General features: G+C 35.8%; 9 protein-coding genes. All 9 read right to left on the bottom strand.

Features of this window, described 5'->3' with window-relative positions:
- Window positions 1–64: 64 nt before the first annotated feature.
- The 9 genes from BM183_RS00935 to BM183_RS00900 all read right to left on the bottom strand — a co-directional run bounded on the left by BM183_RS00935 (window position 65) and on the right by BM183_RS00900 (window position 13,494).
- Complete coding sequence (locus BM183_RS00935; protein WP_091683669.1) at window positions 65–2,509, bottom strand: beta-mannosidase; 2,445 nt, start codon at window positions 2,507–2,509, stop codon at window positions 65–67.
- Between the two features lie 82 nt (window positions 2,510–2,591).
- Window positions 2,592–3,440 carry an ABC transporter substrate-binding protein gene (locus BM183_RS21340; protein WP_330392266.1) on the bottom strand — a complete coding sequence of 283 codons (849 nt, stop codon included), beginning with the start codon at window positions 3,438–3,440 and terminating at the stop codon, window positions 2,592–2,594.
- Window positions 3,441–3,593: 153 nt separating this feature from the next.
- The gene (locus BM183_RS21335) at window positions 3,594–4,082 is read right to left on the bottom strand and encodes an ABC transporter substrate-binding protein (protein WP_330392265.1); all 489 of its coding nucleotides are present in this window, start codon (window positions 4,080–4,082) and stop codon (window positions 3,594–3,596) included.
- A 164-nt stretch (window positions 4,083–4,246) separates the two neighbouring features.
- A complete protein-coding gene (locus tag BM183_RS00925) occupies window positions 4,247–5,206 on the bottom strand; it encodes a carbohydrate ABC transporter permease (protein ID WP_091683667.1) in 960 nt (319 codons plus the stop codon).
- A 15-nt stretch (window positions 5,207–5,221) separates the two neighbouring features.
- Window positions 5,222–6,175, bottom strand: coding sequence for an ABC transporter permease (locus tag BM183_RS00920; protein WP_091683665.1), 954 nt, complete (start codon window positions 6,173–6,175; stop codon window positions 5,222–5,224).
- Between the two features lie 138 nt (window positions 6,176–6,313).
- Window positions 6,314–7,831 carry a response regulator transcription factor gene (locus BM183_RS00915; protein ID WP_091683663.1) on the bottom strand — a complete coding sequence of 506 codons (1,518 nt, stop codon included), beginning with the start codon at window positions 7,829–7,831 and terminating at the stop codon, window positions 6,314–6,316.
- Complete coding sequence (locus BM183_RS00910; protein WP_091683661.1) at window positions 7,809–9,527, bottom strand: sensor histidine kinase; 1,719 nt, start codon at window positions 9,525–9,527, stop codon at window positions 7,809–7,811. Before BM183_RS00910 ends, BM183_RS00915 begins: the two co-directional genes overlap by 23 nt.
- 59 nt (window positions 9,528–9,586) lie before the next feature.
- Window positions 9,587–10,255 (bottom strand): DUF624 domain-containing protein, encoded by a 669-nt coding sequence (locus BM183_RS00905; RefSeq protein WP_091683659.1) that lies wholly within the window; start codon window positions 10,253–10,255, stop codon window positions 9,587–9,589.
- 119 nt (window positions 10,256–10,374) lie between these two features.
- Window positions 10,375–13,494 (bottom strand): alpha-mannosidase, encoded by a 3,120-nt coding sequence (locus BM183_RS00900; RefSeq protein ID WP_091683657.1) that lies wholly within the window; start codon window positions 13,492–13,494, stop codon window positions 10,375–10,377.
- Window positions 13,495–13,528: the final 34 nt, after the last annotated feature.

Genomic DNA, 13,528 nt, shown 5'->3' with positions numbered 1-13,528 from the left:
TAGGCAAGTTTAATACAGAAAAAGAGCCGAAAATATAAATATTCAGCTCTTTTCTTAACTTTTATTACTTAATATCAAAAACACTGCGTAAACGAAGATCGGTTACATTACCACGTAAAACAGTCAGACGCTTTTCTCCTGCATTCATATCAAAATAATTATCAGATAAAACAAGATCTTCTGCATCATTTTGAACCTCCACACTCTTTGCATAAGCCTGTGCCTTTATAATAATTTCATTACCTGACACAGAATAGCTTAACTTTGGATCCTTATATTTAAAATATTTTGGATATGAAAATATAACGGTACCGTCGGAAACCATATTTTCATTTGAATAAAGAGAATAACTTACATATTCATTGAAGATATCAATATCAGGAAGCATTTTTTTATCTAACCATATGCTGGATAAGGCAGGTACAAATACTTCACTGATCTCCTCATATATTATTTCTGCATCAACATTTCTCACAGCAAAATGAACTTTTAAATTCTCATCCTTACGGCTTTCATTTGCCACACTAAGCCAGATGGATTTTTCAAATTCAAAATGTTCACGGTTCATATCTGCCTTCTGGGACATCATACCCTCTTCCTGACAACTGAGCATTAGAGGTGCAAAAAAGCGTTTTGCATAATAATGCAAAGCCTTCCATCTTCCTGTATAGTCAATGGAGGACCATGAAATAACCGGCCAGCAGTCGTTTAACTGCCAATAAATAGCTCCCATGCAACGGCCCCGGTTCCTCCTGAAATGCTCCACTCCATAGCGGATTGCCTCAGCCTGTAATAATTGTGAAGCATAGAGGAATATATCAAAGCTTGTAGGATAAAGATACGTCTGTTGCAGATAATTCATAATCTTCCCGTTTGCACCATAATTCCTCTGATGTTTTTCCATAATATAAGAGAATATATTGTGATCCGCAGGATCATCCGTAAATGTCTCAATGGTCTTCTTACAGGGAAAAGACTGAAATCCAAATTCAGATGCATACCTGAAGAAATATTGCCGGTATTCAGAAAAAGGCTTGTTTCCATGCCATACTTCCCAGTAATGCACATCTCCCCGGTCAGGATCATTTGGCTTATCAAAGGAACCTCCCGAAGAGGGACTTGCAGGCCAGTAAAATGTCTGGGGGTCATGCTCACTTAAAATGTCCGGAATCAGTTCTTCGTACATGATTAAATAATCACGGACTTCTGAATGCTTTGTTACCCAGTGATGATTCTCACCTACAAACTGTTCCATTTCATTATTTCCGCACCATAATCCTAGAGAGGCATGATGACGTATTCTTTTAATATTGTCGATAAACTCCTGTCTGATATTAGCTTTAAAATCTTTTGTCAATTCATAAACTGCACAGGCAAACATAAAATCCTGCCAAACAATTAGCCCAAGTTCATCGCATAGATCAAAGAACCAATCTTCCGGATAATATCCTCCGCCCCATACACGAACCGCATTAAAGTTTGCATGTTTAGCATCTTCAAGAAGGCGTCTGGTACGTTCTTTTGTTGTACGCCCGATTAAATGGTCTTCCGGAATATAATCTGCACCCATTGCAAAGATGGTAATTCCATTTACCTCATGGGCAAAGCTTTCTCCCCATTGATCCTTTTCAATTTTCATTGTCATAGTTCGCAGACCAATGGTTCTTTCCCATGTACTTATTTCTTTTTCATCTGCATATAAAGTGAACTTTATATTATAAAGATACTGTTTTCCATAACCATTTGGCCACCAAAGCATTGGATCTGTAATTGTGATTTTATCCGGTGAGCCCTTATAAACAGCAGTTACCCCTAATGGATTTTCAACCTCAACTTTGTATTCATAATGGACCTTATCATACATCTTACAGTATTCTATCTCCGGTTCAAAATTAAGTATAACGGTATCTCTCTTATGCTCCTGTTTTATATACACACTTTCAATCCTTGCTTTTTCAATTCCCAGCAGGGAAACTTCCCTGAAAATTCCTGCATCAGGCAGGTGTGCGCCCCAATCCCATCCAAACATACAGTGAGCCTTCCTGATATGTACAAAACCATCCATTGCATCTTCAGAGCCAAGTGTCCTGCATTTTTTAAAAGCCTCTTGTATATATTGGGTTGGTGAATGCAATATTACCTTAAGTATATTTCCTGTATCCTGTAATTTCCCGGTTACATCAAATCTCCATATGCGATGCATATTATAGGTATTTCCTATACTCTTCCCGTTAAGATATATATCCGCTATAGTGTCAATACCTTCAAAACAAAGAAAAACTTTATCCATCTCAAAAAAAGCTGCCCCGGCATCAAATCTACTCTCATATTCATAATCATATTCCATTAATTCCAATGCAGCATTTTCATTATCTTTCCAAAATGGATCATCCATACTTCCGTTTCTTAATAAATCCGTATACACGCTGCCGGGAACTATAGCAGGGCTCCACTGAAGTTCTCCTGCTTTTCTCATTTTCCAGTTTGAATTTAAGTTTTGATGTAACATAAATACAGCCCTCCTATATTCTTGGTCCTTAGTTTTTAAAAGGGGTGCTGCAATTGCATTGCAACAGCCCCTCTTAAGTTATTTATTTGGTTTTCTTCCACTCATCAATCTGTCTTTGCATTTCATCAATAACATCCTGGATACCTGTAGCTTCTAACTTCTTGTTAAGCTGGGGCAGATATTCATCAGGGTCAACACTTCCGGTATATAAGGACTTACCAAACTCATCCAATACATTTCTAAATCCTGCTACCTGTGTACTTACAGGATCTAAATTGAAGTCAAATCCAAAGGAAGGTGCTTCTTTTGAAGCATCATTAAACTCTTTAAAAACAGCCCATTTATCCAAAGGTTCGTTTACCATTACATAAGTGTTAAATAAACCACCTTGTACCCAGTAAGGAACAGAATAATCTTTTCTCTTTTCTTCATTATATTTAAGTTTTACATCATAAATATAATCTTTACCTTTACATGCCTCAACTTCTTCATCAGTAGCATTCTCTTTTTCATAATGAACACCTTCAATACCGTAATTTAATAGGTTTCTTAAATATTCATCGGTGTTGATCAGGTTTAATAGGGCCATTGCTTTTTCCGGATGTTCGGAATTCTTATTAATAGCAGTCATTGCTCCACGTGCAGATACGTTTGTAACTTGTGTATCCATGATTGGTGATGTTACTACTTCATATCCTAAATCTTTTCCCCAGATAAGTTCTGCATATGGCTGACCGTCGCCTTTTGTTACAAACCTTTTCACAGACTTATCATCTGATGCTGTTGCTGCATCTCTGTTAATATAACCTGCTAAATAATATTTTCTCATTGTTTGTAAAGTAGATTTCATCTTTTCTGTCTCAAAAACATTCTTTACTGTTAAAGTATCATCTTCATATTCGATACCAACAGGATCCTGAATCTTATCCATATAAGTAGGAGCAGAATAATCCTTTGTGAGATAAAAAGGTACAACGTCAGGTTCTTTTTCCTTAATTAACTGAAGCCATGGCTCTAAATCTTCAAGATTATGAATATCCTGATAAGGAATATTATATTTATCAACATACTCTTTTGTAAATACTCACATCGGGCAGCTGCCAATTTCTTTTTCACTTGGAACTGCATAGGTTACTCCGCCTACTTTTGCTGCATTCCAAAAGCGTTGATCGATTATATCATACATTTCCTTGCCCTCTTTTTTAAGCAAGTCATCTAATTCAAGAAAAGCACCTTTTTGCGAATTCTGAAGATAATCATTTGCCCAAGAACAGGTAAAACATAAATCCCATTTATCTCCGGTATTGATTACAACCTGCATCTTCTGATTATAATCACCCCATCCAACATTGATCACATTAAGCTTAACCCCTATTTTTTCCGCCGTATACTTATTTACTTCCTCAATAACCATATCTGCATCTTTTTGACGATCCCCAATCTGATACCAGGTCAGTTCAACTACTTCATTATCGTTTTTACTTGTTGCTGTTTCCTTAGCTTTACAAGCAGATAAACTGCCAACTGTCATAGCAGCAACCAATCCTAACATAACCATCTTCTTAAGTTTCATTTTTCCACCCATTGCATATCACATCTGTTTACTATGTAGTACTTATGTGATATTGCCACAAAAATCAAGTTGAAAGAATGGTTTGTGGCATCCTTTCTTTGTTTTATTTTCTTCCAACCTTCTCCTCCATGCATACCGTATATAATCTAATTCTATTCCTTTCATTACTCCTTAACCGCTCCAACTGTCAGGCCATTTACAAAATATCTTTGGAAAAACGGATAAGCAAAAATAATCGGCAATGTGGATATAGTAACAATTGCCATCTTTATAGTTTCTTTTGGCAAATTAAGCGCAATTACAACACCATCTACTCCCATCATTGACTTATTGCTTGCCAGCCAGTCAATGGAACTCTCAATCTGGATAAGCAGATACTGCAATGGTACCCACTTTTTACTATCAATGTACATCATTGCATTAAACCAGTCGTTCCAGTACCCTAATGTTAAAAACAAACCAATTGTAGCAAGTCCAGGCAAAGCCATAGGTACTACAATCTGAAAAAACAAACGCCACTCAGATGCACCGTCTATTTTAGCCGATTCAACTACTGCATCCGGTATACTTGTTTTAAAAAAGGTACGTAAAACAATAACATTAAAGGAGTTCATTGCAAGGGGAAGTATCAAAGCCCAAACACTTTCCTTCAGCATGAGAACTTTTGTCATAATTAAATAATTGGCAATCATACCACCGCTAAACAACATTGGAATGGTTATTACCTTCGTGAAAAACTTCCGAAATGCATAGGTCCTTCTTGATAGTGCATAGGCGTAAGTACCGATTAGAAATAATCCAAGGCAGGTACCTACTACTGTAACTAATATTGTGACACCATAGCTTCGTATAATGTTCTCCCCTGCTTTTACTATGTACTCGTAGGCATATAAACTGACTTTCTCAGGGATAAAACGATAACCATTTTTAACCAGTACATTTTCATCTGTAAATGAAATAATAATAACAAATAAGAACGGAATAATACTAAGCAGAGATAAGATTCCTAAAATCACGTTAAACAAGAAATTGGCAGGCTTCTTAATTCTATTGAACTTCGATTGTTTTTTTTCACGTTTCGCTATTTCTTTTTCTGAAACAACCGTCTTTCCTTTTTTGTGCATTTCCTTATCCCCTTCCTAAAACAATGCATTGTCGCTGTCAACTTTTGAGACTATTTTATTGGCAAACATAATCATAACAAATCCTACCGTAGACTGAAACAATGCTGCTGCCGAACTCATTCCGATTTCACCATTGGTCTTTAGCGCCCTGTATATATAAGTATCCAATACATTTGTCACCGGATATAATGGTCCGTTGTCTTTTGGAAGATGGTAAAACAATCCAAAATCCGCTCTAAAAATTCCGCCTACTGACATAATCAATAAAATTGTAATAACCGGTTTCAGCATCGGCATAGTTATGTATTTTACCTGCTGCCATTTGGATGCTCCATCAAGTACCGCAGCTTCATAATAAGTTCTGTCGATTCCACATATGGAAGCCAGATATACCACTGTATTATATCCGATTCCCTTCCACTGGCTCATAAATATAATAATAAAGGGCCAATATTTCTTCTCGCTGTACCAGGAAACCGGGTCAGCTCCAAAATGCTGCAAAACCGTATTAAAATAGCCTTTTTCCGGATTTAAAAAAGCAAATAAGCAATAACTTACTACTACCCAAGAAAGGAAATAAGGTAGAAACAGCGAACTTTGATAAATCTTAGCCATTCCCTTGTTATGAATCTCATTTAACAGCAGTGCAACTATGACAGGAAGCACAATACCTAAAATGATAAAAACAACATTATATAAAACTGTGTTTCTGACAATAATCCATGCATCTCCGCTGCTAAACAAAAATTTAAAATTATCAAATCCAACAAATTCACTTTTTATCAGACTAGTCAAAAAACTACCAGAAAAGCGAAACTTCTTAAATGCAATGACCACACCAAATAAAGGTAAATAAGCAAACAGAAGAAACCATATACCTCCCGGTATGCTTAAGATCAACAGTTCTTTATTTGCTTTCAGCCGATTTAGAAATTTTCCTTTCTGTACATTTGTATTTCGTGAACCCAATTTCCAACCTCCCTTTCCTAAAATCAATAACTGCTAGCTAGTTAATTGACCTTATATGCATATTATACAAAAAACCCATAAGCATAGATAGTTGAAAACTTTTAGTTTTCCTGTACATATTCTAGGGAAGTTAATAATCTAGTATTTTTTCATTTCCCGCAGGGATGCAGGGGATACTCCGTAACACTTCTTAAACTTTCTGTAAAAATAACTGGTATCCTGATATCCTACTTCCTTTGCAATATCATTAATCTTCATGTTAGTATTCAATATCAGATCTTTTGCATCTCCATTCTTCTTATTGCTAAGATACTGTGCAAAAGAACAGCCTACTTCCTTTTGAAATATCTGTCCAAGATAGGAGGCATTCATATTGTACTTATAGGACAACATTTTCAGATTCATGTCCTCTTTATATTTCTTTTCTACTTCTGCCATAATCTGTTTTATAACAGGCGTATACTGTGAATCATCCTCATGGAGGTAATCTATTATCTGTATAATCTCACCGATGAAAATAGTCTTTAATGTGAACAGATCCTCTGCATGGTAGATTCTATCAATGATTTCTATGAGATTCTGCATGTTCTTGCGATCATTTAAGTTATATTCCGACTTTATATTCTGCAAAATCATTGCTATCTGCAATGCCATCTGAAAAATATCCTCAACTGCTGAATTCTTCTTAACATTGTTAATAAATAAATCTTCAATATAGCTTAAAGCAGCTTCTTTGTCTTTTTTAAAAATCATTTTTCTTAAAGTACTATCATCAATTGATATATCCTCAGATTTACGATTTTTAATTGTTCCTGGAGCTACACAACTTCCGTAACCTTCTATGACCTGATATTTTTGCAGCTTCATAATCTCCCGGTAACATGCCGGTAAGAATTTGTAATCATTAAAAGGACTTGCCAGGCTAATAAAGGTAAATACATCATATGTACTTTCAATCTTATTTTGCAGAGAAAGAAAGAATTTATATACCTCATTTTCATCCCTATCGGTAGTATACAGGAGTATGAACAAGCTGTCGGAAGACAGATAAATAACCCGGAGATTCTTCTCTTTTTGAAGTTCAACTAACAAATCGGATATTTTTACGGTTTGCAGACTTTCTATTTCAATTTTCATTACCCCGCCATATACAGACTGTCCGACAGCTATCTTTGGAAGTATTTCCAGGTATTTCTCTTCTTCTTCCTTTTCTAATGAACCTCTTAAAAAACAAAGCCATCCTGCCTCATCATCAATATTAACTGCTTTTTTCCGGTCAATTTCATTCAACTTATCATATGCTCTTCTTAAAGTTAACTCCAATTTTTCTTCGTCAATAGGTTTTAGAATATAGTCTTCCACATCCAGATGAATGGCTTTCCTTGCATATTCAAATTCATCATACCCGGTTAAGATAATAAAACGTACCCGTTTGTCAATGTTCCTGATTTCATGTAATAATTCAAGGCCTCCCATAACAGGCATCTCAATATCTGTTATTACAATATCAACGGGCTGTAATTTCCAGTATCTAAGAGCTTCCTCCCCATTATGTGCTTTATGTACTACTTCCATATTCAGTTCCTTCCAATCCAGAATATTGGTAAGTCCCTCTAATATCAGTTCTTCATCCTCAATTAACATTACTTTTTTCATTCCCATTTTCCTCGCCCATTCCAACTCTTAAAATTATATGCATTCCGCCGCTATCACTAGATTTTAACAAAACTCCATATTCTTCACCATAAACTGCTTTTAGCCTTCCGTTTACATTAATCAAACCAATGCTCTTTTTAGTCTCTCTTTTATTCTCCATTAACTCCTTATTTTTTGCCTCTATTTCCTCATCACTCATACCTCTGCCGTTATCAATTACATTTATAATCAATGCATCTTCATCACTCTCTACAAGAATACATATTTCATTTCCTTCACTTTCCCCACGTATTCCATGTACAAAGTAATTCTCGATCACTGGCTGCAATATAAATTTGATTATAGGATAATTCATATATTCCTCCGGACATATAACAGTGGAAGTAAACTTTCCCTGATAACGGAATTCAAACAATTCCAAATACTTTTTACAATAATGGATTTCCTGAATTACCGTAATAACATCGGATTCCTTTAATTGGCTTCGAAAAATCACCGCCATACTATAAAGCATTTTTGCAACGTCCTTATCACCATTACAGATAGCTTTCATACGAATGGATTCCAGGGTATTGTACAAAAAGTGGGGATTAATCTGATCCTGCAGCGCTTCAAGTTCTGCATTCTTTTGCTCAATTTCAGCCAGATAACTCCTTTGAATGTACCTGTCAAGCTTGACACACATGTCATTGAAATTTTTCGAAATTAAATCCAGCTCATCTCCATTATTATCAACTTCCAAACGTACCGACAAATCTCCGGTTGTAATTTTATTCATTCCATCCAGTATATAATTCAATCGTCCTGTTAATTTTTGCAGGTATATATTAATGCACATCTCTCCAATGATAACCATAGTTACACCTACCCCAAAAATAGTAAGAAGTAATGACATTGGAAGCTGCCTTGCCTGATTTTTATCAATAAATGTGTAAATTACATAATCTTTCACCGTCTTTTTTATAGAATATTCATTGTCTTTTTCAAGATTGATTACTTCTTTTTCGGAGTAATCATCTAAGGAATTATATACTGCAGTTCCTTCCATATTATATACTGCCAGCTCTGCCTTGGAGTAATAGTTCTGCAATTTATCAAAAACATCTGCCTTAAAGATTACAATCATGCATCCTACACTTTCCATAGTATCCGGATCTCTCAATTCTTTCAAAAAAGAAAATCTCCCTCTTCCTGCCAGGTCACCATCTCTAATCTGATCTATCTTGTTCTTAGGAAGTGTTGTCCTGTTCTTTATTCCGTCTGAGTAACATGATGTACTTTCAAGTCTTAAGTAAGATATAAGATCAATTTGCAGGATATTAGAATAGGTTTCCATGTTTTTTATAATAAAGCTTTCAAATCCATTGTATTTTAAAGTAGTGGAAGCTATATATTTCTCAAGACGTTTAACTTGGTAGGTCTCTTCATCATATCTAAGATAGTTCAATAGATCCTCTGAAATAACAGGAAGTTGGTAAAGATCACCTTTTATGTAGCCTACATCATTTGAGCACTCCTCCATATAAGATACAGCCTCTTCACTGAGCATCTTCATATAATCAAGGTTCGTCTCAAATATTCTTGCTTTATTGGAGGAAATAAAATAAACCATAAGTACCCCTACTGTAAAAACTAAAATGGCAGTATAAGTAAAAAATATTTTATAGTACAATTGTTTTGATTTTTTCTTATGCATAAAATTTCCCCCAATATTTTAATATTTCCCATCAAATTATAGCACAGAAAGAGCCAGTGTCACTGACTCTTTTCTAAAAACTTTAAAATTGGCCGGCTCATAAAAGCTATCAGGAAGCCATAACCGCTTATCATAAATAAAACTGTTGTTCCTGCACTAAGCTCAAATAGCATCAGCATAAAGCAAAATGCTGCTATATACCCAAGTGTACAAACAGGGCGGGTCACTGTTATTATTACTGCAACCCTGACTATATCTAAAAGCTTCATATCATACCTTGATGCAAATAAATATAAATTAGGGGTTAATACTATTGTGAATATGAAAGCAACAAAGAACAGCATAGAAACAACACCCAGTCCATATTCTGACAAATACTTTGTATTGGTCCAAAGAACGAATATAGCAAATAACTGTACTGCACCAAGCTTTAGTTTTAATAAAAAATCTGCCCGGTATCCTTTTTTATAATCCTTAAAGGCCCGAACCTCTGTCCCTCTTAACTGTCTTCCCATACAATACAATACTGCAGAAAAAGCAGGGGGTACCGGCAGCAGGGATATCATAAATAAAGGAAGGTAAGTTGGGATATGCTTTATATCAACAAAAACAAAGAAACAGATTAACGGTATATTTGACAGCCAGAACAAAGTATTTACTATAAAGAAGTAGCATACTTTTTCACAAAAACCAAAAATTCTCTCTCCGCTAAACAATTCATTCAACAATTTTACCCACCTCTTTTCTTATACTAATCTGATTATAAACCCTTCAAAAATCAGGTAAAAATCTTGGAAATAGTGATTTTTGCCCTGATTTTTGTGTAAGGTTTATTTTGGGATTTATATTACAACTCTATTAAAATTGTTTTTATCTCATAAGGCTTTACTTCAAATGTTAAATCTTCTGCACCCTTCTTTTCCCCAGTGGGACGCTCTCTTAAATCTCCTTCCACAAAGGATTTGAACTGAAATCCCAGCTTCATATTAACAGTTTGCCTTGATCCTGCAAATTCATGGAAACGAATCACAATATATTTGCCGTCTTCTGATTTCTTAACTGCATCTACTTCAATCTGGTCATTATCCAGGGTTAAGAAACTCTCAGCTTCCAGCCTTAGCTGTCCCTTTACCACTTGCATAGGCTCATTTAAAAGAAATGCTTCCTGTACTGTCCTTCCCTCAATAAAATCACCTCCATGAGGCAAAAGTGCGTAGGTAAAGACATGTTCTCCCTGATCCTGTAAATGATCCGGATGGTTGGCAGCTTTAATAAGGCTGATTCTCATAACATTATCTTTAATGTCATGACCATATTTACAATCATTTAATAAACTTACCCCATAATTCCTCTCTGACAGATCTGCAAAACGGTGTGCCACCGTTTCAAACCTTGCCTGATCCCAGCTTGTATTCCAATGGTTTGGACGTCTTACATTGCCATACTGAATATCATAGGTAGCATATGTTGAACGGATATCCACCGGAAATGCAGCTTTAAGCAGCTGATGGGTTTCATGGTAATCCACTGTTGTTTCAAAATCAATGCGTCTGTTTTTGGAATATAGAATCATATTCTGAGAAATGTAAGAATTCATATATTTCCATTCCATATGTATTACCATACGCAGATTTCCACATTCTGTAACTTTAAATTCAACAAGTTCCTTTACTTCACGCATTTTCTGCTGATAGAATATATCAATATCCCATGCATCATTTCCCAAGGGTTTATCTTCAAACATCTGTAGGACATTTGCTCTTTCTCCCTCGGGAAGAACTTCACGTTCAAAAGTCTTATCATACAAACCTGTAATCTGTCCCCAGTCATTCAAAGAAATAGAATAGAATGGTGTCTCAATATTTCTTTCCTCTATTTTGAAACTTAAATTTGTTTCATCCTTATTTCCCGGTTCAAATACAATTGTTGCCACACCCATAGATGGTACTTTCTTTAAAAATACATAAGAACTATCCTTTTCAAACTGTGTTTCAAGAATATTTCCATGTTCATCTTTATAGATTCCATCCCCTGTATTAGGGATTTTAACTATTCCGCTTACAGTCCATGCTGAGCTGTTTATAACACTGTATTTATTGTCTTCTTTCAGGGTTGTATAATCCAGGAAGTCATTCTCTACTTCTATTCCAATCTTTTCGATGTATTCATAATCTTTCCTGGAATCTTCATACACTTCATGAATTGAGGAACCTGGTATTATATCATGGAACTGGTTGGTAAGAATATGTTTCCAACCCTTTGTCAGTTCCTCCTGCTTTGCATTCTGCAAAGATCCGGTAAGTATTCCCTTCATTACAGCCATCCACTCTGCTCTTCGATAAAGAAGCTCCATCTTTCGATTCATACGCTTATTGTGGCCATGGCTGGTATAAGTACCTCTATGATATTCCAGATAAAGTTCTCCGTCCCAGGTATTTACAAACTGTTCAGAATTTCTAACTGTTTCTTTCAGATTTCTAAAGTACTCCTTAGCTGTGGAAGTTTTCAGGTTAGGGAGTCCGGGAATCTTATCGATACATCTTCTCTGTTCCAGATTGTCCCTGTTGACTCCGCCGCCTCCATCACCAAACCCATAGGATATTAGCAGTTCTTTATTCAGTTCTTTTTCACTGTAGGCTTCCCAAGTACCCTTTACTGTTTTGGGCGTAAGTTTGCCATTATAAGTATAGAACCAGGAACCCGGTTCACTCCAGGGATCCGGTGTGGTAATAAAATGAGTTATCACTTCACTGCCGTCTATTCCTTTCCATTTAAAGGTATCATGGGGCATACGGTTATATTGATTCCAACTTATTTTTGTTGTCATAAACATGTCAATGCCAGATTTTTTAAGAATCTGAGGCAATGCCCATGAATAGCCAAATACGTCCGGAAGCCATAAATACTCTACATCTTTTCCAAATTCATCTTTAATGAACTTACTTCCAATAAGTATTTGTCTGGTAAGGGATTCACCACTGGTTAAATTGCAATCAGCTTCAACCCACATACCTCCATCGCATTCCCATCTGCCTTCTTCTATCTTTTTCCTTATCTCGCTATAAATCTCAGGAAAATCTTCTTTTATGTATTCGTAAAGCTGGGGCTGTGTCTGTAAAAATATATATTCCGGATATAGTTCCATAAGGCGTAAAACTGTTGAAAAAGAACGGGATGCTTTTTCTCTGGTATGTTTTAGCCTCCATAACCAGGCAACATCAATATGTGTATGGCCAACACACTTTATGTTTACTTCCGAATTTTTCTCCATTGCCTCCACTTTATTGTTTAAAACTTCATTTGCCTGATGGAGAGAATCATAAAATTCCTCACTTCCAGGATATGACCAGTCAATACACTTACATGCGGCATCCAGTGCATTTCTTAAGTCATACTTAACCGGATTGCCATCCTCCAGATTCTTTAATGTATCTACAATCATCATTCCCATGTAGTAGAAATTATCCACTTCCTCATCAAGCCATGCTAAATCTGCCCGATTTATACAATGTTCCTGGGGACTAGGCACTCCGCCCCCCTCAAGACCGGACCACAAGCGGAAAGTCAGGTTAATACTGGAGCCTATAAGTTCCGGTTTAATAAATACTTCCTTATGGTTAACATCAACCCCCTGATATGGCTTACCGTTTATGTAACACATGGACTCAAATCCTGAATTATTACCTGCTCCTGTATTGCCATAATCAAATATACCTACAACCCGTTTATCTTTCCACTTTTCAGGTATTATAATATCCTTGTGCATCCAAAGATACAAGTCTCTTCCGGACCATTTATCACCCACACATATAGTATCCCAATTGTCAAAATTATCCGGTACTTTAGGATTAACCACACTCTGAGTATCTTCTTTCATGAAAAACTCTTTAAGAGGTTGTATTTCACGGTATCTATATTCTGCTAATTCCTGAATACGGCTTTCTAATTTTCTATCTGTCAAAAACATATTATATCTCCTTTTTATTGAAATAAATTATAAC

It is taken from the genome of Anaerocolumna aminovalerica, assembly GCF_900115365.1.
In the GTDB taxonomy this organism is placed as follows: Bacteria; Bacillota; Clostridia; order Lachnospirales; family Lachnospiraceae; genus Anaerocolumna; species Anaerocolumna aminovalerica.
This window is presented reverse-complemented; position numbering and strand designations above follow the sequence as displayed.